27 protein-coding genes are annotated in these 23,104 nt (G+C 47.8%); 19 read left to right on the plus strand and 8 right to left on the minus strand.

Going from position 1 to position 23,104, the window contains the following annotated elements; all coding sequences use genetic code 11:
- The 14 genes from GILYN3_RS15540 to GILYN3_RS15605 all read left to right on the plus strand — a co-directional run.
- Positions 1–397 (plus strand): transposase (locus GILYN3_RS15540; RefSeq protein WP_198147375.1); only part of this gene is annotated, 397 nt, incomplete at its 5' end.
- Between the two features lie 156 nt (positions 398–553).
- Complete coding sequence (locus GILYN3_RS15545) at positions 554–919, plus strand: hypothetical protein (RefSeq protein ID WP_049723843.1); 366 nt, start codon at positions 554–556, stop codon at positions 917–919.
- A 113-nt stretch (positions 920–1,032) separates the two neighbouring features.
- Positions 1,033–1,431, plus strand: coding sequence for a hypothetical protein (locus GILYN3_RS15550; protein WP_049723844.1), 399 nt, complete (start codon positions 1,033–1,035; stop codon positions 1,429–1,431).
- Positions 1,432–1,550: 119 nt separating this feature from the next.
- Positions 1,551–2,081: a hypothetical protein gene (locus tag GILYN3_RS15555; protein WP_049723845.1), complete on the plus strand. Its 531-nt coding sequence runs from the start codon at positions 1,551–1,553 to the stop codon at positions 2,079–2,081.
- Positions 2,082–2,204: 123 nt separating this feature from the next.
- Positions 2,205–2,411, plus strand: a complete 207-nt coding sequence (locus tag GILYN3_RS16760; protein ID WP_198147376.1) for a hypothetical protein — start codon at positions 2,205–2,207, stop codon at positions 2,409–2,411.
- A gap of 167 nt (positions 2,412–2,578) precedes the next feature.
- Positions 2,579–3,061: a hypothetical protein gene (locus GILYN3_RS15560; protein WP_049723846.1), complete on the plus strand. Its 483-nt coding sequence runs from the start codon at positions 2,579–2,581 to the stop codon at positions 3,059–3,061.
- Positions 3,062–3,160: 99 nt separating this feature from the next.
- The gene (locus GILYN3_RS15565; protein ID WP_049723847.1) at positions 3,161–3,490 is read left to right on the plus strand and encodes a hypothetical protein; all 330 of its coding nucleotides are present in this window, start codon (positions 3,161–3,163) and stop codon (positions 3,488–3,490) included.
- Positions 3,491–3,580: 90 nt separating this feature from the next.
- On the plus strand, positions 3,581–4,033 hold the full coding sequence (locus GILYN3_RS15570) for a hypothetical protein (RefSeq protein ID WP_049723848.1): 453 nt from the start codon (positions 3,581–3,583) through the stop codon (positions 4,031–4,033).
- 507 nt (positions 4,034–4,540) lie between these two features.
- Positions 4,541–4,846 carry a hypothetical protein gene (locus tag GILYN3_RS15575; protein WP_049723849.1) on the plus strand — a complete coding sequence of 102 codons (306 nt, stop codon included), beginning with the start codon at positions 4,541–4,543 and terminating at the stop codon, positions 4,844–4,846.
- 150 nt (positions 4,847–4,996) lie between these two features.
- A complete protein-coding gene (locus tag GILYN3_RS15580; protein ID WP_049723850.1) occupies positions 4,997–5,371 on the plus strand; it encodes a GNAT family N-acetyltransferase in 375 nt (124 codons plus the stop codon).
- Positions 5,372–5,496: 125 nt separating this feature from the next.
- Positions 5,497–5,991 carry a hypothetical protein gene (locus GILYN3_RS15585; RefSeq protein WP_049723851.1) on the plus strand — a complete coding sequence of 165 codons (495 nt, stop codon included), beginning with the start codon at positions 5,497–5,499 and terminating at the stop codon, positions 5,989–5,991.
- A 114-nt stretch (positions 5,992–6,105) separates the two neighbouring features.
- Positions 6,106–6,477 (plus strand): hypothetical protein, encoded by a 372-nt coding sequence (locus GILYN3_RS15590; RefSeq protein WP_049723852.1) that lies wholly within the window; start codon positions 6,106–6,108, stop codon positions 6,475–6,477.
- Between the two features lie 714 nt (positions 6,478–7,191).
- Positions 7,192–8,241: a DUF4917 family protein gene (locus GILYN3_RS15600; RefSeq protein ID WP_049723854.1), complete on the plus strand. Its 1,050-nt coding sequence runs from the start codon at positions 7,192–7,194 to the stop codon at positions 8,239–8,241.
- A 123-nt stretch (positions 8,242–8,364) separates the two neighbouring features.
- Positions 8,365–8,670, plus strand: a complete 306-nt coding sequence (locus tag GILYN3_RS15605) for a DUF7716 domain-containing protein (protein WP_049723855.1) — start codon at positions 8,365–8,367, stop codon at positions 8,668–8,670.
- 236 nt (positions 8,671–8,906) lie between these two features.
- On the opposite strand, the gene GILYN3_RS15610 is transcribed toward GILYN3_RS15605, so the two are convergent.
- The 6 genes from GILYN3_RS15610 to leuS form a co-directional block, all read right to left on the minus strand.
- Complete coding sequence (locus tag GILYN3_RS15610) at positions 8,907–9,767, minus strand: DUF3014 domain-containing protein (protein ID WP_049723856.1); 861 nt, start codon at positions 9,765–9,767, stop codon at positions 8,907–8,909.
- Between the two features lie 220 nt (positions 9,768–9,987).
- The gene (locus GILYN3_RS15615; protein WP_049723857.1) at positions 9,988–11,076 is read right to left on the minus strand and encodes an SGNH/GDSL hydrolase family protein; all 1,089 of its coding nucleotides are present in this window, start codon (positions 11,074–11,076) and stop codon (positions 9,988–9,990) included.
- Positions 11,077–11,078: 2 nt separating this feature from the next.
- Complete coding sequence (locus tag GILYN3_RS15620; RefSeq protein ID WP_049723858.1) at positions 11,079–11,828, minus strand: GDSL-type esterase/lipase family protein; 750 nt, start codon at positions 11,826–11,828, stop codon at positions 11,079–11,081.
- A 32-nt stretch (positions 11,829–11,860) separates the two neighbouring features.
- Positions 11,861–12,910 carry a DNA polymerase III subunit delta gene (gene holA, locus GILYN3_RS15625; protein ID WP_049723859.1) on the minus strand — a complete coding sequence of 350 codons (1,050 nt, stop codon included), beginning with the start codon at positions 12,908–12,910 and terminating at the stop codon, positions 11,861–11,863.
- Complete coding sequence (locus tag GILYN3_RS15630; protein ID WP_049723860.1) at positions 12,891–13,406, minus strand: LPS-assembly lipoprotein LptE; 516 nt, start codon at positions 13,404–13,406, stop codon at positions 12,891–12,893. Before GILYN3_RS15630 ends, holA begins: the two co-directional genes overlap by 20 nt.
- Positions 13,407–13,428: 22 nt before the next feature.
- Entirely contained in the window at positions 13,429–15,891 is a 2,463-nt protein-coding gene (leuS, locus tag GILYN3_RS15635) for a leucine--tRNA ligase (protein ID WP_049723861.1), read from the minus strand.
- A 271-nt stretch (positions 15,892–16,162) separates the two neighbouring features.
- Here leuS and rplU point away from each other — a divergent pair, with 271 nt between their 5' ends.
- The 4 genes from rplU (at position 16,163) to proB (ending at position 19,318) form a co-directional block, all read left to right on the plus strand.
- Positions 16,163–16,474, plus strand: coding sequence for a 50S ribosomal protein L21 (gene rplU, locus GILYN3_RS15640; RefSeq protein ID WP_049723862.1), 312 nt, complete (start codon positions 16,163–16,165; stop codon positions 16,472–16,474).
- 15 nt (positions 16,475–16,489) lie between these two features.
- Positions 16,490–16,747 (plus strand): 50S ribosomal protein L27, encoded by a 258-nt coding sequence (gene rpmA / locus GILYN3_RS15645; RefSeq protein ID WP_049723863.1) that lies wholly within the window; start codon positions 16,490–16,492, stop codon positions 16,745–16,747.
- 196 nt (positions 16,748–16,943) lie between these two features.
- The gene (cgtA, locus tag GILYN3_RS15650; RefSeq protein ID WP_049723864.1) at positions 16,944–18,161 is read left to right on the plus strand and encodes an Obg family GTPase CgtA; all 1,218 of its coding nucleotides are present in this window, start codon (positions 16,944–16,946) and stop codon (positions 18,159–18,161) included.
- Positions 18,162–18,196: 35 nt separating this feature from the next.
- A complete protein-coding gene (gene proB / locus GILYN3_RS15655) occupies positions 18,197–19,318 on the plus strand; it encodes a glutamate 5-kinase (protein WP_049723865.1) in 1,122 nt (373 codons plus the stop codon).
- A 72-nt stretch (positions 19,319–19,390) separates the two neighbouring features.
- On the opposite strand, the gene GILYN3_RS15660 is transcribed toward proB, so the two are convergent.
- Entirely contained in the window at positions 19,391–20,896 is a 1,506-nt protein-coding gene (locus GILYN3_RS15660) for a CotH kinase family protein (protein WP_084005503.1), read from the minus strand.
- A gap of 235 nt (positions 20,897–21,131) precedes the next feature.
- Positions 21,132–21,731: a DUF4136 domain-containing protein gene (locus tag GILYN3_RS15670; protein WP_049723868.1), complete on the minus strand. Its 600-nt coding sequence runs from the start codon at positions 21,729–21,731 to the stop codon at positions 21,132–21,134.
- 282 nt (positions 21,732–22,013) lie between these two features.
- On the opposite strand from GILYN3_RS15670, the gene GILYN3_RS15675 reads away from it, so the two are divergent.
- Positions 22,014–23,084, plus strand: coding sequence for a hypothetical protein (locus GILYN3_RS15675; RefSeq protein WP_049723869.1), 1,071 nt, complete (start codon positions 22,014–22,016; stop codon positions 23,082–23,084).
- Positions 23,085–23,104: the final 20 nt, after the last annotated feature.

Here is a 23,104-nt window from a genome sequence, read left to right on the forward strand (position 1 = left end):
GTGGCTAAAAAACGACATCATCGCCAACGATGGCAAGCGGAAACTCTTCTTTGAAGGTAAGTTGACAGACTGCCGACAGTGCGACCTTAAGCATCAGTGCATGCGCAACCCGAGTTCAGCCGATACGCGTGAAGGCCATGGTCGACAAGTCTCCATAACCTACACCAATGGCCGTACGGCGACCGACTGGATGAAACGTCGTGTTGATAGCCAGTACGGAAAGGCGATTTACGGTCACCGCATGTCCACTGTTGAGCCTGTGTTCGGCAATATAGGCACTAATAAACGGTTGAACCGTTTCTCTCTACGTGGAAAAACGAAAGTACAGGGTCAGTGGCGTTTGTTTTGCTTGGTGCATAACATTGAAAAGCTAATGAATTATGGAGCGATTGCTTAACCACAGTCTTATCCACAATTACCTCTGCGTTACCGCGCAGAATAAGTGATTATGTTAAGCGAATGTGGTTGAATGGTGATCAATATAAAACTAAAGGGCAGGCTGAGATATGCGTTTTCGAAAAAACGTTTTTCTACAGTCTCGTTAGGAGGCAGCATGAATGTAGATCGTAGTATTCCCGGTTATGCTGTACGGGAGCAATGGCCACGAAAGCCGGAGCTACCGTTTAAAGTTGACTATTTTGGCCGATATCGTGACGGTGGGGTGCAAGGCGGGACTTGCGCTCTAGACTTAAAAGACAAAACAAAATATAGATATACGTTTTTCTTTGAAAATAATTTGGGTCGTTTATGTTGGGGCGCTAGTTATGAAAAGGGAAATGACGCAGCCTTCATAAAAAAGGGTTCGCAGTTTGAACTAGAGGTGTTTGCAGCAATCGAGCAAGCAGCAAAAAATCACGAAGACTGCGAAGAAATTTTGGAGTGTTTATCAACAGCAAAAATATATACGGCCGTAGAGTAGCTCCTAACAAGTGTATGCACACGACAAAAACTGCGTCGCTCCGTTTGTGTATGGGCTTCGCCCATTTTACACAAACTCCACGCTACAGTTTTTGCGTGTGATACAGGCGTTAGGTGCTCTCAGAGATTATGCTAAATAGGCTATTTCGAAAATTTAAAAAATCTGATGGACCAGCAGATCCACTAAATGGGTACGCGGTGGGTAAAGGGTATGAGTTACTAGTTTCTAAGCGGTCAGAAATTGTTGATTGGTCAATATGCCAAATTTGTCTAGACGTTATTGAAAACCGCAGAAAAAATGTACCTGATTCTTATTGGTGTTGTCCCGAATGTGCAAGCGAAGCAATTGAGTTGCCATACATGGCACTACAAGAATATTTAGCCAAAAATTCAACCGAATCTTTGCAAGGTCAGCTTCGGGAGTGGAAACAAAAAGATAATCTTGTTGCTTCTTATAAGCTGTTAAGAGAGAAGCGCTTGAGTAAATTAATAGAGTTGAGCAATGTCACCTAACAAAGCTGTCATAGGGACATTTTTTACTTCGCTCCGTTTTGGGGTGGCTTCGCCACTTTACCCCAAAACTACACTACATAAAAAATGCCCCATACAGCGGCGTTAGGTGAAGGAACATCATGATCCAAGATAGAATTGAAGGCACATTCAGAGATGGAAAAAGGCTCCCAAAAGCCATAGCTCATATCTGCGATTTTCTAGATAAGCATGACTACCCAATCAGTGGCTGTTTTGAACTATCGGCTATTGGCATGGATAGCATGGATTATTGGTTCAGAAATAATCCTCAAGCAGTGGATTCTCTAATTCCTTTTGGGCGCGGTGCTTGCGGCGATGTTTATTGCGTTTGGCTCACAGATAATTTACCTGCAGAATCAGCTCCTATCGTCATGTTTGGCTCAGAGGGTGAACTTTCTGTTTTAGCTAAAACATCTGAAGATTTTTGTAAATTACTTTGTCTCGGCTACTCAGAAGTAGGTTTAGAGGACCACTCTAAACCTGGGGATGATTTTGAAAAAACTGAACCTTTTAGAAGTTACATTATGAATATTTATAGTTTTACATTGCCAGATACCGGAGATGCCATTATTAATTCTGCAAATAAAGCATTTCCAAACTTCAAAGAATGGGAAGCCAAATATGCAAATTAGTAATCACCTAACAAGTCAAAGCACTCGGACATGGTAAAGCTGTCACCTTTTTTGTTCCAAAAAATCCGCCAACTTCACCATGCCGGTGTTTGAGGCGTTAAGTGGCAATGAGGGAATCGTAGAATGTCATTTTCAGATTTATTGAAAGAGAATGGATGGAATGAAAATGTTCCGAATGTGAAGTACTCTAAGAGCGATTGGAATTTAACTTACGATACGAGTTCCTGGATTGAAGTAGGTACAACTAGAACTCCAAGAGTATTCGATATTCCAGTGCCTGAAGAAAATAGAGAACAGTGGACGTTAAACTTAATAACTCATTTGTGTTAATCTGATGATAGAATTCATAGCAAGTAGTTTTATCTTAAATTTATAATTGTGCTAATAGCACTTAACAAGGCGCTAAACCTGATTACCAAAAGCGTCACTTCTTTTGCAGAAAACGCAAAAGAATCGCCACTTCCGGCAACAGGTTGGCTTGGCGTTATGCATAAAAAATGAAACCTGACATCTATCTATACAACGAAACTGATAAGGGATTTGAACTATACCTCGGTGAATGTTCAACCCAAGAAGGTTTATCCTTATTTGATCAAAAAACTGAACTATCGATTGTTAGTTTTGGGGCAACGTCTTATAAAAAATACGGGTGGGCTACAGAGAGTGAAATACCTTCATTAAAAAGTGTCGAAGCAGTATTGAACTTCCTCGAATCAGAAGGTGATGTTGGTCTTGTTGAGTTCGAGGCAGAGCTTCCTGAAATAGGTTCCTTCAGTTCGCATGATGATGGCGAGTGTCACTTTATTATGAAATCTAAGCATAGTTGTATTTCTGCATTAAAGGTTGCGCTACCATCTCAGTACAGCGATATGCTTATTAATAAATTAGTTAGTAATCCCGGTTTGTATTTTACGTGTAGCAACTCTGGGGTGGTAATAAAATATGGGGCATTCGATGAGTTTATTGCAAAAAATGCATAACAAACAGCTCCACCGGACTCCGCAAACTGTCACGCTTTTTGTACCAAAAAGCCCGCCAATTTGCTCCGCGCGGTGAGCTGGGCGTTAAGCATACAAAATATGAAACGGACTCTAGCAATAATTCTGACAGTTTTATTGGTCTCCTGTGGAGATGATGCAATAGTGCATCGCTCAGGCGAATCAACTACTACCAAAGTGGTTGCTCTTACATCTGAAAATGAAATCTTTGTTCAGGGGGTAGAGAATCCGATGTCCATGGCTGAATTTGATCGTTATCTTTCAAAGCTAATATCTGGCAACGAATCATTTAGCTTTGTAATCCAGTCCAGTTTGGGTGCTGATAGTGAGGTTACAAGAGACATAGTTGAGTTTATTCAAAAACACGGCGTTCCTAAACGTCATATTGCGGTGGCCAAGCCAAATGCTTAACAAGGCGGTTTTGTCGCCTTCGGCTGGGACTGCCATTCCGCTGGCGCTCCATGTCAGCCCCAAACCGCGGCGTTATACGCAAGGAAGTAAATGAAGATAGCAATATCCATTATTATTTTTCTAGTATTGATGACTCCCCTTACATGTCAGATTTTAGAAAATCCTTCACGTTATTTTGAGAGTTACAGCCCTCAAATACATAACGGTAACTGGATACCAAATATCTTCCCTAACGACATATCGTCAATCCACGAAACACACAATATTGATACAAATGAAGTATGGCTACGTTTCGAAACTAATACGTTAAAAGTCAGCACTAAAAACTTTGTAAAATTAGCCTCTGATGAAATAATAAATTTAAAAATAAGACAGCCATTCATGGCATCATGGTGGTTCGACGGCATCATAGACCAGCAACCGTCTAATGACACAGTTTTATATGCCAATGTTTACAAAGGTAGTTGCGGTACAAATAAGGTTGCTTTTTTAGCGGTATCAAAAACAAGTAATATCAACTATTGGTGGTGTCAAAGTGAGTAAGCATGACAAGCGCAAGCACAGCAGGACTGCCAACTGCTTGCGCCTTTTGGCATGGCTTCGCCATTTTACGCCAAAAGCCACAATCAATTGTCAGTCCGTGTTGCGGGCGTTATGTTCTTTGATATGAAGAAAATCGGATCAACTAGTATTAGCTATGTTTCCTACTCAGCAGGGGTATTGCTGTTATGTTGGGCATCTACCTACTCGCAATTTCATTCTCTTCATGCTGGCCAAGAGTCTGCTTGTTTTTATTTATACCTTAGCGGAAACCTAGCTATTTTTATCGGATGCCTTTTATACGATTGTAAAATTCAACTAATAGAAGGAAGATTCGTACACATTTCGTATTGTATATTCAAGTCACTTATTCTATTTGTGGTCACGAATTTTGTTGTACTCATTATAGCGAATGCTTTATGGGCATAAAACATAACAAACGCGTTCAGCATGCCGCTGTCGCGGCGGGACCTGCGCTACGCTCCGGCCCCTGGCGTTATGTGTCGGCACATGAATAGAGTTCATATTGCAATCTTAGCACCAGCTCTATCTGGGGTGGCCTTGGTTCCACTGGTTTTCGTCAATCTGAGTCAGTTTCATTCTGGTTCTATTGAAGTCGGCAGTATGCTTGGTCGTGAGCTACCAGTTGTAATGTTCGGCCTTGTAAGCAGCTTGGCGCTGTTCGTTATGGCAATAGTATGGCTTTTCAAAAAGCAATGGCTCAAGTCACTGGGTTCGGCTATAAGCATATTGGTCTTTTTCGTGTGTTTTATTGTTGCGGGGTCAATTGGTGGGGTATTCTTAAATGCAACGTAGCAGCGTCACACATAACAAGCGTAAACAGGCGGAAAAATTACTCGCTGCGCTCCCAATTTCCCGCTGTTGCGGGCGTTATGTTTTTCTATGATCATAGACCGTGTACGAAAATTACCTGAGGACTTTCATCTCCTACTAGAAGAGAGCTTGATGGCAAAATTTGGAGCGATTGAAAGGCTTCAAAATTCGTATATTGACGGTACGAATACCTTTTCACGGCCAGGAGAAGGGCTATTCGTGGTTAGACTAGGCAGTAAACTTGTTGGCATCTGTGGTCTAAATATTGATCCATACCAAGAATCCGCTGAAGTAGGAAGGTTGCGTCACTTATATGTAGCTGAAACGCATCGTCTGAAAGGAGTTGGGAGAAAGTTAGTCTCGGAAGTCGAAGTCCACGCTCAAGGCACTTTCGACAGCCTTCAGCTTTATACAAGTGACCCGAAATCAAGTGCATTCTATTTAGCCCTAGGTTATAAAAAAGGCGGCATAGGAAAGGCTTCACATGCCAAACAACTTCAAACATAACAATCGTATCATGTCGCCACTTCGTGGCTGGAACGGCTTACACTTCGTTCGTTCCTCGCTACGTTATAGCCGCCCCATATGCGGGCGTTATACAACAAAAACTAAAGTCATAAAGGAATATAAATATGCCTGAAGCATTTGGAACACTTGTAATCAAAGCACCTGAAAGGATCTTACAAGGTCTTTCTAAGAGTGATGATGGTGTAGGCTGGGATGCAATGACAGAGCTTTTTAAGTTTTCTGGAATTGATTCTATTAAAAACAGCCATGATATGCTTGAGTATGCCTACGAAGGTGAAGATTTTTCCCATGAAGGAATTGAGCTGCGTGCAGGGCTTCTGGAGGTTGTAATTTTCGGTGATGAATGGATGTATATTGCCCAGGCGTTAATAAAAAAGGGAAAGAATATCGACATCTACGGAAGAATTTCACATGAGCATGGGGTGACTGAGTTTTATGCGTTCAATGATGAGGGCGTTTCATATTTAGAGTCGATAGACTACGAAGGCGATGTAAATGTTGACCGAGAAGATGAGATCGTTGCAGAGTGGTTAAGTAAAGTACCGAATAATGTAAAGAAAGTATTTCCTGAAGCATTCATAGATAGTGATTCCGAATAAAAACTGTATAACAAACCTATAAACAAAAACGCCAAAAAGTGGCGCTTGTTATAGGAGCATTAAGCGTCAGTTCATTTTTTAGCAGGATAATGTCAATTTTTAAAAGGAGTTTTTATGTATAAATATCTCATGACAGTATTGGTATTGCTGGCTGGTTTTTCTGCTTACTCAGCCAATAAAAATTTCACTTATTTGGTCGCATATGAAAGTGAAGGATTTGCGTCCACGCAAATGTACAATGTAGAAGTCACTTCAGAGTTCAAGGAGACGGTGGCGCTCGATGGTGGGTACACCTTGGAAGTAGTTGGTTCCTTTTCTGGGGTATCTACGGTGTTAAAAAGTCCATCTGGTGAAATCAAGCTGGTTACGGATCAAAGTACCAACGTTTCTCTTAATGGGAACTTCTTTCTTATTTGTAGCGAAAGCGGTGTTACTAAGCGCATAAGTCCAATTCCAGAAGAGTTGCCGTCCTGCAATCCCACTTAGCAAGCAAATCATGTACGCGCGTTTCACGCGCTGGACGCCCTCCTGCCTCGGGCGTCGCATATTTGGGCGTTATGTTTTCTAGGTGATGAATATGAGCTGGCAATACATAGTTATTCTGCCTTGGATTCTAGTGTTGCCGACCGGACTGTTTTTAATCCTCCGGCACAACTATCGCGTTAACTCGGGATTGTGCGCTACTTGTGGCACGCCGATAAAACGAGACGTCGGTTGCGCTGTATGTGCAGATGCCGGGAAGCCTTCACTTTTAAGGCTGTTGCTGCTAGCTGTATTTATCATCTGGATGCTTGTTAGCTTTTCAATATTACGGAGGTTCGCTCTATGATGAGTGAGCAAATACATAACAAGCCGTGACAGTTTTCGCTTGTCGGCGCCGGACTCGCTAAGCTTGCCGCTGCACAGGGGCGTTATGTGTTTTCATAGATGTACGAGTAGGAGCTTAGAATGCAAAGATATGCCGATATAGATAGGGACTCAGGTGTTCTAGGGTTTGAAATATTGGACACATCGATAAAGATCTACTTTAAGGGCACATCTCGACCCTATATTTATAGTTACCGTCGAGCCGGAATTCAACACGTTGAGCGAATGAAGCAACTTGCTCTCGCGGGAGATGGTCTCAATGAATATATAAATGAGAATGTTAAAAAGTCATATGATTAATGGGTTTTAGAAATACTGATAAGGATTCAGATTTTGACTGAAGAACTGAAAGATTATAATACAATCCTGCCTTACCTAACCAAAAAAGGTCGTACGCCACACTTGCTGATAGGTAATGGGTTTAGTATGGCTTATGACCATAAAATATTCTCATACAATGCTCTTTTTAATTTCATCGACGATATGGAAGATGAATTTCTATCTAAGTTATTTGATATAGTAAAAACGAAAAATTTCGAGCTGGTAATGCAGCAGCTCGATAATTTTTGCGAGCTTATTGATGTTTTTGGATCTGATGATGATCTTTTGGAAAAAGTTCAGGAAGCCAGTGAAAAGTTAAAGAGCTGTCTAATTGATGCTGTTGAGTCATTACACCCTGATCATGTGTTTAAGATACCTGATGAAGAGAGCGGAATCTGTGCAAAATTTGTATCTGACTTTCTAGACCGTAGTGGCAGTATATTCAGCACGAACTATGATTTGCTCCTTTACTGGGTGTTAATGCGAAATAACCTAAATGGCCATGTGGACGGTTTTGGTAGAGACAGAGAGGACGATGAGGATGACTTTTCTACAGATCCTGAATACTCCGAATTAAGATGGGGGCCAAACAAAAGCCGTCAAAATACCTATTATCTTCACGGTGCGCTACCGATATTTGATACAGGCATTCATATCGTCAAAGAGGAATATGATACCACTGGATATTTACTAGAAAATATTGAGCGGAGAGTGGAGCGAGCCGAATATCCGATATTTGTTGCAGCGGGCAATGGTGAGGAAAAGCTAAATCATATACTTCATAACCGTTATCTTACCTATTGCTATGAGGCTCTATGTAATATTGAAGGTTCTCTAGTGACATTTGGCTTCAACTTTGGTGAGTATGACCACCATATTATCGAAGCTATAAATATCGCGGCAAAACAGGGGAAGAGAGTTGGAAATAAATTATTTAGCATCTATATCGGCGTGTATTCTGAGGATGACAGAAAACACATCGAAAAAATACGACATAAATTTAAATGCAAGGTAAACTTGTTTGATGCAAAGACAGCGAACGTGTGGCGAAAAAACACATAACAAACGCTTCCAGCATGACGCCAAAATCTCCGCATTTTTGTGTCACTCGCTGCGCTCAAACATTAACACAAAAACACTCCGGCTTTGGCGCAGCTGAAGCGGGCGTTCTAGAGAGCTGATCTTATGAGATTTAGAACGACCCTAAAAAAATTGATCGCTGATATAGAGGAATACGAATGGTTCTTCGATGTGTATGTGCCTGAAAGTGCCGAACTTTCTGCGGATACTAAAATATTAATTGTTGATGACGATGATGAAGAGGAAAGGGATGAGTACGATGAACCTGTCTTTCCAAAAAAAATCGGATTTAAGTTGCTTATGTCTATTAGTCAGTTAATAGATGTGGTTGAAAGCTGTGAGACTGAAGGTCTTTCGGATGTTATAAAAACCATTAATGACTACTATGAAAATCATGCTTTTATTGATTAGACTCGCAAAACATTTGAATAAATACAAGAAGTGTCGCGGGATCAATGGGGCTGGGGTTGTTGATATTAAAAAATAACGATTTCTGTTGATTCATTATAAACATTTCAGTTGCGTGATTATAAATCATATAAGCTGACAATTGCGGATGCTATGTACAGGCGTCGGTAGCTCTTACCAAAAAAGGCCAGATCAAAATATTGATCTGGCCTTTTTTGTTATCCCTTGAGCGCTTGTTGTTATGGCTGCTGCGCCAGCTCCGCTTTAAACGCTTCTAAATACGCTTTAACCCGCTTTTGGTTCTCGGGCCCCATACGCAACATGAGTTTTTGTGGGTCGGGTAATGCTTCGAGTTTTGGGTCGGCAAAGGTGTACATCACCGCCGGGCGTTTTAGGGTGATGGGTTTGTTTACCTCTGGGGTGGCCAACATGTTATTGATGGCGTTTAGCAGAACCTCTTTAAAGTCTCCGTCTAGGCCTTGCTCGGCGTAAGCTTCGTTAAAGATGGGGGCCAATTCTTGGTACATGTCGGCGAGTGTTGCCGGCTCGATAGATTCCATTAGCGTTAGGTGGCGTTGGTAGCGTTTAAAGTTATCGTCGGTTAAACGGTACTCGGCGTCTGGGCCGCTGCTGGTTTCTTCTACCTTCATGGTCGGTAATGGCGATAGCACGGGGCGGTACTGGTTAACCAGACGATTGTCGGAGATGCCAATAATGGCGCGGGCGGTTTTGCGCACCACTTCGTCGGGAACAATCAGGCCTAGCAATGTTGCGTCAACTTTGGGTTTTAGTTGCTCGGCAACAAATTCATCGCTGCTGTCTAGCGGCGGTAGCTCTACTTTGGGCGCGGGTGGCTCTATATCGCTGACCACTGGGGCCGGCGGCTCTACCGCAGGCTCTATTACTGGCGCGGGGGCTGGCTCGGGCGCAGGTGCCGGCTTGGGTATTACCGCTGTTGGCACGGCTACCGGTGGTGTTGGCACGGGGGCTGGCTCGGGGGCGGATGTTTTATACCAGTATATAAATCCGCCTAGAAGGACGATGACGATAACCGCAATCACTGCCATGGCGGTATTGTTGGACGCCTTGTCTTTACTCATGTTTCTCACCTAATTTTGCACCATAATCTAAAGGCTTTGTTGTTAACGCCTGCAGCTGTCATTGAGCACAGCTGTGACAAAAATCCAGAGGCTTAGTTAACTTTGCGTTACGCGAGCGACTATTACAAGCATTAGAAGGTGAATTAATGTGATGGTTCGACTTTTTGGCGGATTTTGTTTTTAGGCCGTTGCCGGCCTAAAAATATTGTGCCTGTCAATTTTAAAATAAAGGTTGTATTTGCGGCAAAAGCTCGCGGGCCATGGCGCGGTGTTGCGGCCCGGTGGGGTGGGCGTCGCACTGGTCGCCGGGGTGATGTTCAGACAAAATCTGACGCAAACGTGGGCTGCCAACGCGCTTAACGGTGGCAGCTATGTACTCACGCAGAACGGTTTTTTGCGGGCGCTTGGGGTCGGCAGCATCGTTGACGATAGCCCCCTCTGTTAAGGCAATTTCGGCGTTGGGGTAGAGCGCAAGCAGGCGTTGGACAAACTTCACATAGGTTGCGACAAAGTGCTCGCGCGGCGGCAGCGGGCCTATGCCTAAACTAAAGTCGTTGGTGCCGAGCGAGATCAAAATCACATCGGGTACAAAGGCTTCTAGGTCGGCAGCTGGCGCCTCGCTGTTGGCGACCGCTTGATTAAAAAATTGCGGCGCTTGGGCGTCACGGGTGTTGCCGTCCCAGCTGCGGGTTAAGCCTCGGCCGCCGTAGCATACCAGTTGGGTTTCGGCGTTGAGTTGTTGCCCCAGTAACATGCCGTAAGAGTTGTCTGGGTCGGTCCAGCGAGCCTCTTTGGCACAGCTGTGATCGGCGGGGCGGTGAACCCCTTCACCACAGGTTACCGAATCGCCAATAACCAGTAGTTTTCGCGCCGGTGCCGGTGGCGGCGCGAGCAGCGTGCCATTGCTAAGCTCAAAGTTTTGCAAGGTGATCACGCCGCGCCAAGTCTCGGACATATGGCTTAAGCGGACGGTATGGGGTTGACCATCGTCGGCTACTAGCGGGTACAGTTGCGGCTGGGTTGTTAGCTCAAACCGGCGAGGCGGCTGATGGTCGACACTGACGGCTAAATAGCTTTGCGCTTTAGTGCTGTAGGCGCGCACGGCAAGCGCGCCACCGCTGATGTTGAGGTTGGCACTGACACTTGGGTAGCCAAAGCGCACCGCGCCATCTGTTAGCGTTTGGGTGCGGCCGCTCCAGCGGATCTGACTGTCTTGTGCTGCTATGGTGTGGTTTGGGCTGGCTGTTTGATGGCCAGAACAACCCCCAAGGGCGATAAGCCCAATGCTTATGAGCAAAGCGATTCGCATATTTACTGCTCCGCGTCGTTTAGCAGCTCGGTCAAAATTGGCTGCAGCGCCTCGGCCCAGATTTGATAGCCACGTACCGATGGATGCAGGTGGTCTGGCATAATCTCGGTGCTAATACGTCCATCGTTTTCTAAAAAGAGTGGGCCAAAATCGTAATAGTCGATGCGGTCGTTATTGGCTAGGCGTTTGATGAGTTTGTTGGTGGCCGCCACGCGCTGGCGCTCGGGCGTGTTAGGCAGTTTGCCGTAGGGAAAAATACCCTGCAATACGATGTGGGCATTGGGGTAGCCTGCTAAGGCGCGGTTAACGACTTCGCTGACGCCCATAAAGGTGTCTTGGGCGCTGCTGTCGCTGTGCAAAAAGTTATTAACGCCGATTAAAATCACCACCACTTCGGGGTCGAGCGCTTCGATGGCGCCGTGATCTAAACGCCACAACAGGTTTTGGGTTAAGTCTCCGCCAATGCCAAAGTTGGCCGCCTGATAGGGGCCAAAGCTGGCGTCCCAGGTCGATTGGGCTTTGTTCCAGCCGTCGGTAATGGAGTCGCCCAAAAATACCACTCGGGCTTGGCCCGCCTCGGCGACTTTGACGTCATCGGCATGTTTTTGGTACCAGGTGGAAAGGCTCATCCACGAGAATTGTTGGGTTCTAGGCACCGGATCGGTGGCGGGCAGTGTGCTGGCAAATGATGAGTAACCGGTTACAGCTATAAGCAGCAAACTGGCAAGCAGGGTGTTTAAAGGTGTTTTCATGGTAGTAGGTCTGTTTTGGTTTTTTTTTAATGTTAGAGTTTTAAGCCAAGCCGTACATTGGCGGGTTTTAAGCTTACCACACCTGAAAAGCTGAGCACTAAGTCGAGTAGGTCATCCCACGGGTTGGCGTTGCGCATGCCTTTACAGGCGCGATCTACCCCGTTGGCTTGGCGCAATAGCAGTTGTAATTGTGAGCTGCCTAGACGGTTAAGCGCACCGCCGATAAGGCCTTGCCGCTTGGCCCAGACGCCGGCTTGTTTCATCGCCCAGTCTTTGTGGCGGCCCTGCTGTATAAGTTGGGCGCACTGCAGTAACTGGCGAATGTCGCGGGTTAGCGCCCACAGTACGGCGATCGCATCGGTGCCTTCAGAGCGCAGCCCATGCAGGCTTTTAACCGCGCCGCGAGCGTCGCCGGCAAGTGCTTTATCCACCAAGGTAAAAATATCGTAGCGTGCGCTGTCGGCCACTACCGATGCCATTAGTTGGCTGGTGATAACGCCGTCGTCGGTGAGCAGTTTTAATTTTTCGATCTCTTGCGCGGCGGCCAGCAAGTTGCCTTCGACCCGAGAGGCTAAGAGTTCGATAGTGCCGTGGTCGGCCGTTAGTCCAGCGCTTTGCATCCGTGCGCCGATCCAGCGTGGCAGTTGCGCGGCATCAATCGGCCAAGTGGCTAGGTGCACGCCGGCGCCTTCAAGCGCTTTGTACCATTTGCTGCGCTGCGCGGTGTTATCGAGCTTGCCTGTCACGATCAGCAAAATTGTGTCATCTGCTGGGGCGCCGGCGTACTCGGTGAGCGCGCGCGAACCTTTGTCGCCGGGCTTGCTGTTGGCAATGCGCAGTTCGATGATTTTTTTACTGGCAAACAGCGATAAGCTGCTGGCGCTAGAGTGCAACAGGCTCCAGTCAAAGCTGGGGTCGATATGATGCAGTTCGCGCTCGCTAAAGCCCTGTGCGCGGGCGGCGTTGCGAATAGCGTCGCTCGCCTCTTGTACCAGCAGTGGCTCTTCACCACTGACAAGGTAGATCGGGGCGAGCGTACCGCTTAGCGCGCGGCCGAGCTGATCAGTGCGTAGCTTGGCCATCAGTGCTGGGGTTGTCTTGAAGTAAAATATAGGCGCGACGCATAATCTGTTGCACCAGTTCGATCCGCATTTCGTCTATTAAGGTTTGCTCTTCGCGCTCAAGCCCGGTGGTATTGGAGGCATCGTAGGTGCGGGTGACCCTGGCTTGCTCTTGCTTGCCCAGTGGGACGTTGTTGGCGGTGAGGATTTGGTAATCTGCCATTAGCGTCATAGAGTAAGCGCTTGCTAATGTGTCGGCCCCGATGCCTACTGTGCGCTGGCGAGTGGTTTCATCCCCCAGTGCTAAAATATATTCGGGGTTTTCGTCGGCGCCAACAACCTGAATGCCTTGGCTGGCCAAGGTGCGGGCCAGCTCGCGCAGGAGGTCGGTATGCTCTTCGGTGCTGACGACATGAATCCGCTCAATCTCTAGCGGCGGGTTGAGGCTGCCGCGCAGATGCCAGCCACAGGCGCTGGTGAGCAGAACCAGTGACAGGCTAATAATTAGCGTTTTCATGTATCCCCCTTTAGTTGGCCACTTAATTGGCAACGATGTTGACCAGCTTGTTGGGCACGACAATGACTTTGCGTACGGTTGCGCCATCGATAAAACGTTGCACATTGGGTTGTGCTAACGCTAGGGCTTCAACATCGGCGCGTTCGGCGTCCACTGGGGTTTGTATTTTATCGCGCACTTTGCCGTTAACCTGAACCACAATTTCAATGCTGCTGCGTTTTAGGGCGGCCTCATCAATACTGGGCCAAGGGGCATCCAGAGGGATATCGCTATGCCCTAATGCCTGCCAAAGCGATTGACTAATGTGCGGCACAATGGGGGCGAGTAGCAAAATGGCTGCGCTTAGTGCTTCACGCTCGACCGCAAGGCCTTGGCCGTTGGCGCGATCGGCCAGCTTGCCGACTTCGTTCATCAGCTCCATGACGGCGGCGATGGCGGTGTTAAAGGTTTGGCGACGGCCGTAGTCGTCACTAACTTTGCTGATGGTTTCGTGAGTTTTGCGGCGCAAATCGCGCTGGGCATCGTTCAGGCTATCGGCGTTAAGCGTGTCGGGTGTGCCGGCGGCTAAGTGCGCGTGGACGTTTTTCCACAGGCGGCGCAAAAAGCGATGCGCGCCCTCAACGCCCGAATCGCTCCACTCCATGCTTTGCTCGGGTGGTGCGGCAAACATTGAGAACAAGCGTACGGTGTCGGCGCCGTACTGCTCGATCAGCTCGGCAGGGTCGACGGTATTGCCTTTAGACTTACTCATTTTGGTGCCGTCTTTAAGCACCATGCCCTGACACAGTAAGCGGTCAAAGGGCTCGTCACATTCAACCAAGCCTTCGTCGCGCATTAGTTTGTGAAAAAAGCGTGCGTATAAAAGGTGCAAGATGGCGTGCTCGATACCACCGATGTACTGATCCACGGGTAGCCAGTAATTGGCGGCGTCCGAGTCGAGCATGCCCTCGGAGTAGTTAGGACAGGTGTAACGCGCGTAGTACCAAGATGACTCCATAAAAGTGTCAAAGGTATCGGTTTCGCGCTCAACAGCTTGGCCGTCGATCTCGGTTTTACGCCATTCTGGGTCGGCTTTAATGGGCGATTGCACACCGTCCATTACTACGTCTTCGGGCAGCAGTACGGGCAGTTTGCTGGCCGGTACTGGGATCTCGCCGCCATTTGGCAGGTTGAGCATTGGGATGGGTGTACCCCAGTAGCGCTGACGGGATACCCCCCAGTCACGCAGGCGATAATTGGTTTGGACTTGGCCTTTTTGCGCGGCTTTTAAGGTTTGCGCAATGGCATCAAAGGCGGCTTTAAAGTCGAGTCCGTCGTATTCGCCGGAGTTCACCAATACGCCTTTTTCGGTAAAGGCTGTTTGGCTTAGGTCGATCTCGGAGCCGTCTTTGGGGGCGATTACTTGTTGGATAGTTAGGCCGTATTTTTGCGCAAACTCAAAGTCACGCTGATCGTGGGCCGGTACCGCCATAACTGCGCCGGAGCCATAATCCATTAAAACGTAATTGGCGACCCAGACGGAGACTTCTTCGCCGGTGATTGGGTGCAGGGCCTTAAGGCCGGTGTCCATGCCTTTTTTCTCCATTGCCGCCATGTCGGCTTCGGCAACTGACTGCTCTTTGCAGTCGGCTATAAAGGCTGCAAGATCTGGGTTGTTGGCAGCAAGGGCGGCGGCAATAGGGTGCTCGGCGGCTAAGCTTACATAGGTGACGCCCATGATGGTGTCGGGGCGTGTGGTGTAAACGTCAAAGCTGGTGTGGTCGGCAACCGGCTGGGCCAGGTCAAAGCGCATATCGATACCGTGGCTTTTACCAATCCAGTTGCGCTGCATGGTTTTAACTTGCTCGGGCCAGTGAGGCAGCTTGTCGAGGTCTTTAAGCAGCTCGTCGGCGTAAGCGGTGATACGTATAAACCACTGAGGGATCTCTTTGCGCTCGACTATAGCATCAGAGCGCCAGCCGCGTCCGTCGATAACCTGCTCGTTGGCCAGTACGGTCTGATCTACTGGATCCCAGTTAACAGTGGCCATTTTTTTGTATACCAAGCCTTTTTCGTACAGGCGGGTAAAAAACCATTGCTCCCAGCGGTAGTAGTCGCTTTGGCAAGTGGCCAGTTCGCGAGACCAATCAAAGCCAAACCCCAGTTGTTTTAGCTGGGTTTTCATGTAGTCGACGTTAGAGTAGGTCCACTTGGCCGGTGCTGTGTTGTTTTTAATGGCGGCGTTTTCGGCCGGCAGGCCAAAGGCGTCCCAGCCCATCGGGTGCAGTACATTTTTGCCTTGCATGCGTTGGAAACGGGCGATCACGTCCGAGATGGTGTAGTTGCGTACGTGCCCCATGTGCAGTCTGCCGCTGGGATAGGGGAACATCGCTAGGCAGTAAAACTTCTCGCGGCTGGTGTCTTCACGTACCGCAAAGCTTTGATGTTCATCCCAGTGTTGCTGGGCGCTCGATTCTACCTCGGAGGGGTGATATTGCTCTTGCATTAGGGCCAAAAATTCCTACAGTTGAGGGTTAAGTGTTTTATTGGTGTCTATAAAGAGAGGGCATTATAGGGCTTAGCAAGACATAACACCAAGGGGCGCGGCGCTAAGCCGGCTGCTAGCGCGCCTATCTTAAATAATTACGCCAAGGTCTTGCTATGGTTCACGCTTTCGCCTAAAATCGCGGCCCCTAAAGCTGATGATACGGCGCAAGTCATTTAAATACGCGGCAAAGCTGCGTAACTTCGTGCCGTCCAAGACGATTGGAGCATTTATGTACGCAATTTTTGAAAGCGGTGGCAAACAGCATCGTGTAGTGGAAGGTGAAACCCTGAAACTCGAAAAAATCGAAGTCGCCACTGGCGAGAAGATCGAATTCGATAAAGTTTATCTGGTTGCCAACGGTGACGACGTCAAAATTGGCGCGCCAATTGTCGCTGGTGCCACAGTGACTGCCGAGGTGGTCAGCCACGGTCGTGCGGATAAGGTTAAAATTATCAAATTCCGTCGTCGTAAGCACTCTATGAAGCGTCAGGGCCACCGTCAGTGGTTTACTGAAGTAAAAATCACCGGTATCACAGGTTAATTTAGGAGTTAACTCATGGCTCATAAAAAAGCAGGCGGTAGTACTCGTAACGGTCGCGATTCGGAAAGCAAACGCCTTGGCGTTAAATGTTTCGGCGGCCAAACAGTTTCTGCAGGTAGCATCATCGTTCGTCAGCGCGGCACTAAGTTTCATGCTGGCGCTAACGTAGGTATTGGTAAGGATCACACTTTGTTTGCTAAGGCAGACGGTCAAATTAAATTTGACGTTAAAGGTGATAAAAACCGTCGTTTTGTTAGCGTTTTAAGCGCTTAAAACGTCTGCACCTGTTGCTCGACTGATGGGTTTTGCCCTGAGGTTGAGCTAAAAAGAGCCCTGTCGTACGCGATGGGGCTCTTTTTGTTTGTTGGATCTCTTTCTTTGTTAGATCTTTTAAGTTGCTAGACCTTTTTATTTGTTAAAGTAAGGCTTTACGCCACAAGGCGTACAGGCTAAAAGCGCGGGAGTTGCTGTGAAATTTGTCGATGAGGCACCCATTGTTGTCGAGGCGGGCCGGGGCGGAAGTGGCTGTTTAAGCTTTCGCCGTGAAAAATTTATTGCAAAAGGCGGCCCCGACGGCGGTGACGGCGGTGATGGTGGCAGCATATTTTTGAAAGCTGACGAAAACCTAAATACCCTAATTGATTTTCGGTATACCCGTCGCTTTCGCGCTCAGAGCGGCGAATCGGGCAGTGGTAAAGATTGCCGTGGCCGAGGCGGTGAAGATTTGATTTTGTCGGTGCCGGTAGGCACCACGGTAATCGATACCGATACCGGTGAGACGTTAGGCGATTTGACCGAGATCGGTCAGGTGCTTAAAGTCGCGCAGGGAGGTTTTCACGGTTTAGGTAACGCACGCTTTAAATCCAGTACCAACCGCGCCCCGCGTCAAACATCACCGGGCAGCGAAGGCGAAGTGCGCGAGCTTAAGCTTGAAATGAAGGTGCTTGCCGATGTGGGCCTACTGGGCTTACCTAACGCCGGTAAAAGCACTCTAATTCGCTCGGTCAGCTCGGCTAAGCCTAAGGTTGCCGATTACCCCTTTACCACGTTAGTGCCTAATTTAGGTGTGGTTAAAGTGCAGGCGCACCGCAGTTTTGTTGTGGCCGATATCCCAGGTGTTATTGAGGGCGCCGCTGATGGTGCCGGTCTAGGGATTCGCTTTTTAAAGCACTTAACCCGCTGCCGGGTGTTGCTGCATTTGGTGGATGTACTGCCGCCAGATGGCTCAGACCCGGTAACTAATGTGCAGACGATTGCCCGTGAGATTAAAACCTTTAGTCCTTCACTGGCTCATCGTGAGCGTTGGTTAGTATTAAATAAAATCGATTTATTGCCAGACGATGAGCGCGAACAACGCTGCCAAGACATTATCGAGGCGTTAGATTGGCAAGGGCCTGTGTATCAGATAGCCGCTGCCAGCTCACAGGGCACAGAGGTATTAACCTCGGCGCTGATGAAACACCTAGAAACCACTTGGCAAGCCGAGCGCGATGATCCAGACCTTAAACAGGCTGAGTACGACTTCCAAGATAGAATGCAGGCCGAAGTTCGGGAGCGTATTGATACTTTGCGCGAGGAGCATTTTGCGGCACGTAAGGCGGCCAAAGCTGGCGAGGTTAAGGACGACAGCGATGACGATTTTTACGAAGATGATGATGACGATGTTGAGGTGGTTTACGTACCTTAATCGACATTAAGCCGTAGAGTTGAGTGTAAGGATTCATGAGTCGACGTAATCAAATAAAAGCCGCCCGCCGCTGGGTGATTAAAATTGGTAGCGCACTGCTGACCAACGACGGTAAAGGTTTAAATCACGCCGGGATTGCCCATTGGGCAGAGCAGATGGCGACATTAAGCAAGCAGGGCATCGAATTGGTGCTGGTGTCGTCTGGCGCGGTGGCCGCTGGCATGACTCGGTTGGGCTGGCGTGAGCGCCCCACCGAGGTTCATCGCTTACAAGCGGCGGCTGCGGTAGGCCAAATGGGTTTGATTCAAAACTACGAGACAGAGTTTGCTCGGTTTGGTTTGCAAACCGCGCAGGTGCTGCTCGATCACGATGATCTATCGTCACGCGAGCGCTATCTTAATGCGCGCTCGACGCTGATAACACTGCTGGAGTTAAACGTACTCTCTATCGTCAATGAGAACGATACAGTGGTCACCGATGAAATTCGCTTTGGCGATAACGATACACTGGGCGCTTTGGTCGCCAATTTAATTGATGCCGACTTGCTGGTGATTTTAACCGACCAAGACGGTATGTTTGACGCCGATCCGCGCACTAACCCCAATGCAAAACTTATCTCTGAAGTGGCTGCTGCTGACCGCTCGCTGGATGCGATGGCGGGCGATGGTGGGGCGTTAGGGCGCGGCGGCATGATCACCAAAGTACGAGCGGCCCGCGTGGCAGCTCGCTCTGGCGCAGACACTATTATAGTGGGTGGCCGGCAAAATAATGCGCTCACACGCTTGGCAGCGGGTGAGAACTTAGGCACCTATTTGTGGGCCGACCAAGAGCCACAGGCGGCCCGTAAACGTTGGCTGGCTGGGCACCTGCAAACTCGCGGTACTTTGGTGCTCGATGACGGCGCGGTTAACGTGTTGTCTGGTCAGGGCAAAAGTTTATTGCCGGTAGGCGTTAAGATGGTTCAAGGTACGTTTCGCCGTGGCGATATGGTTGTTTGCAGTGACAGCTCAGGTCGTGAAATCGCTCGCGGATTGGTTAATTATTCGATTGATGATGCGCGTAAAATTATCGGTCAGCCGAGTAGTCAAATCGCGACTTTATTGGGTTACCAGGGTGACGAAGAAATTATTCATCGCGACAATATGGTACTCAGCTAGGGCCTGCCTGCAGGCCCTGTAAAACATAGCTGATTGTTATCGCTTATCAAGTAAACCTTTCGCCGCTTATGATTAAAACGTGGCTATCTGTGTGTCCAGCCAAGTCAGTCGATTGTTCACCCAGCTTTTAAGTTGATTAGTCTCGTCATCGTAGGTTGCGCCAATGTAATAGTTTGGCCAGACGTACTGCCCTAAAATATCCCAGCGCTCAAAGTTTTTATTAACCGCATTAGCCGATTCTAAGTAAGCAATCTTTTGGTTGATATTGGCCAAAATGATATCGTTGCTGAGCGCGCCGCTGCGCAGTTGTTGCCAGCGCTGTTTAACTTTTGTTTTAAACGCGTCATCTTCTAGTAATCGTGTCCACCAAAACGGCACCGGAAATGCACCTCCGGCACAGCGATCTTCAGTTTGATAAACCCAGATGTCGTAACGCCATCCCTCGCAGTAATTGGCGTTGCCAAAGGCAAGGTTGTAATCCCACAGTGGCCCCATGGCGAGTTTTTTATTTTTGTCCTTAACTATATAAGTACTGATACGGTAGCCGTCGATATTGCCTGATATTTCGGTGGCTAAAAAATAATCTACAAAAGAGTCAACATCAATATAGTGCGAGTAACCGGTGTTTTCGTCTGTAAAGTTTGGCCCGGCTAGGGCGTCTTCAAAGTCGTGTAGATAGTTTTTAATATAGGTTTTTTGTTGTGCTGTAAGGTCTTCTGACTTTGGCGTGTTGTAAATAAAATGGTGGGTGTCGCCCTGAGGGTTGTCCGTGTGTTGCGAGGCAATACTAATAGCGTCGGTAAAACGATCGAACGCCGTAGGGTCGTCCTCGTGCTCGCCGGTGGTTTTGTCCAGTTTTAGAATATAGCCGCCAGTTAAGTCTTCGCCCTCATTTTCATCCTCTTTTAGTTTGTTAATATCTAGGCGATTTTTGTCCCGCTTAACTTTTTCTAGCAATACATAGGTGCCTAAAAAGTCGTGATTGATATAAAGCTCTAAATACTTCCAGCGCGATGTGTAGCGGCCAAATTCTTGCCCGATATCGTACATTAGAGTGTTTCTTAACAGGCTTTTATCGCCAAAGGGGCCATGTAAAACCCAGTCTTCTTCGCTGGGTAGCCCCAAGAGTTCGGCATCGACACCTTCGCCATCAGCATCTCTTAATTCAATGCCGTAGCCTTTTTTGTCATAAAAGTATAGTGAGCTAGAGCCGCGGTATTCGATACCGATAGGACCTTCATAGCCGGTTTGAGGTGTTGCACCAACGGTAAAGGTAGTTGCCCGCATCATGCCTGTGACTTTGGGCTCGTCAACAATGGTGTTGCCCAAAGTGCTTATGTCGATGCGCGCAAGCATGGTGTGAGTGACGGTATCGGCGGGGATCTCGGGCAGAGCATAAAGGCTGCTGGAGCTGCTGCTTTGATTTATGCTGTTTGAACTGTTTGAACTGTTTGAACTGTTTGAACTGCTACTATTGCGGCCGGTTGAATTATTACTGGACGAAGAGCCCCCGCAGCCGTTAATCAACATTACCGTGACGATTAACGCAGCTAATAGTGAAAAGGTTTTTTTATTCATTGTTATTCCTTGGCTCTTACATGCATAAAGTTTAAGCCGGTCATAATTATTATCGAGAACGCATATCTCTATCGGCCCTGTTGTTAGGTCATTGTAGACTTCGCTGATGTGAATGCATACAGTGTGGATGGTACGACTCTGAACAGAGTGATACGCGAGGGGGCTGAGTCTAAATGAGGCGAATTGTAGGCAGCCGAATTAACCGGCTGCCGCAAAGCTTATCGCTGAATAAAGGTTACTGAGCAGTACCGGTTACATGGGTAGGGTAGGTCTTAAAAATCTCCATTACGGCGGTGCGAATTGTATCGCGGGGGTTGTTCATGTCTTCGCTGTTGAGCTTGCCCTCAGATGATCCTTCCCAAATTAGTTGATTTTTTTCGCTATCGATGACATCGATGTTTAGCGTGCCAACTTTATAGTGGCGAGTGTCGGTGTTAGAACCGTACAATGGTAGGCCCAAATACAGACCACCACGGTAACCGTAGGTCGCTGTTATTGAAGGCGAGGTGCGAACATCACTACGGGTTTCGGTGTTTGAGAAAAAGTTAACTAACAAGTCTGGAGATTGCTCCGAGTAGGTGTAACCCAGCTGCTCCATGGCATCTCGTGCGGCGGATTTAAAGTGGCTGGTGATTAGCGTGGAGTAGCCAGATTTATCTGTGCCTAGCGGCTCGAAAAACGCAAAGGTTTGGTACGCATTAAAGTCAGCATCGCGATCGTAATCGCTCTGGATAGTTGGGCCACGGGTGGCGCAACCTGCCAGAACTACAGTGGCAACAATTAAAGCTGCCAATGGTTTTATCCAGCGGCCAATCGTTTTGCGTGCGTAAATCATAAAGCAGTCTCTCCGTGCGTCATCATAAGTGCAGTATCTGACATCAGTATATCGATAAATGATCCATAAAGTTATGCTTGAATGTTATTTGACCAAATGGTGCGGAAATACTACTAGTTTTTGATATGGCAATTGCCACTTGGCGCCAAAGTACCGCCTTAGAATCTTAAAGGCGCGACAATTTGACACACTGATATTTCAGCCGTACACGGTACAATGTGTCCCTTAAAAATGTAGTGACTTATTTATTGGGTTGATCCGATTGAACTTAGGAGCAAGGTAATGGCGATAGTGAAGGGGAAAGAATGGGCATTGGTAACAGTAGCAAGTGCGCTGTTCGCTGCAGGTGCGAGCGCTCACGAGCAGACTTTTAGTCCCGAATCCCACGCCCCAGCAGGTGTAATGGCTGATCACACTCACGCTAAGGGTGAGATAATGACCGGATACCGTTACACCTATACCAGTTTTAATGGGGTTTACCAAGGTAGTAATGAGGTTGGCGCCAACGAACTGGCCGCCGCTGGCTACAGCATGATGGCTACCGCCATGAGCATGGAAATGACCATGCTGGATATCATGTATGCTCCAACAGATCGTCTGACCCTTATGCTGATGCCTATGTACATGACCATGAGCATGGATATGGACATGACAGCTTCTGATATGACACACGACACTATGGATATGCATAGCTCAATGGATATGCATATGGATCATGGACATACGGGGCATATGTCGCACGAGGTAGATGGTATCGGCGATACCAATCTAAGTGCACTGTATAAATTAGTTGCCAAAGAGCACCACACGCTTATTGGTACTTTAGGGGTCAATGCTCCTACCGGTAAGTCTGATCTGAAAAATGCCGACGGCAGTTTCGTGCACTATGGCATGCAGCTTGGCTCTGGCACTTGGGATGCGACCCCATCAATCACTTATACTGGTGCCTCTGATGCATTGAGCTGGGGTGTTCAGGCGTCGGCGCTGATCCGTTTAGAGGATGCCAACGATTCAGGGTACGCGCTGGGCGATAAATATGCCGCTACGGCGTGGGGTGCGGTAAGGGTTGTCGACTGGATGAGCTTATCGGCAAGGGTTAATTGGAGTGATCAAGACTCGATCAGTGGTCACTACAATGGGGCTCATAATCATTCCAGTCCTGCCGACATTCAGGCCAATTACGGGGGCGAGTTTCTCGATGCAGCGCTGGGCGTCAATACGGTTGTCACCGGCGGTAATTTTGCCGGCTTGCGGTTTGGCTTAGAGTGGCTAACCCGTGTGCAAGAGGATTATAACGGTTACCAACTGGGATTAGACGATAGTATAAGTGCGAATATTACTTACGCATTTTAAGCTCGGTTAATTACCACGTT

Source organism: Gilvimarinus polysaccharolyticus, from assembly GCF_001187555.1.
Taxonomy (GTDB): domain Bacteria; phylum Pseudomonadota; class Gammaproteobacteria; order Pseudomonadales; family Cellvibrionaceae; genus Gilvimarinus; species Gilvimarinus polysaccharolyticus.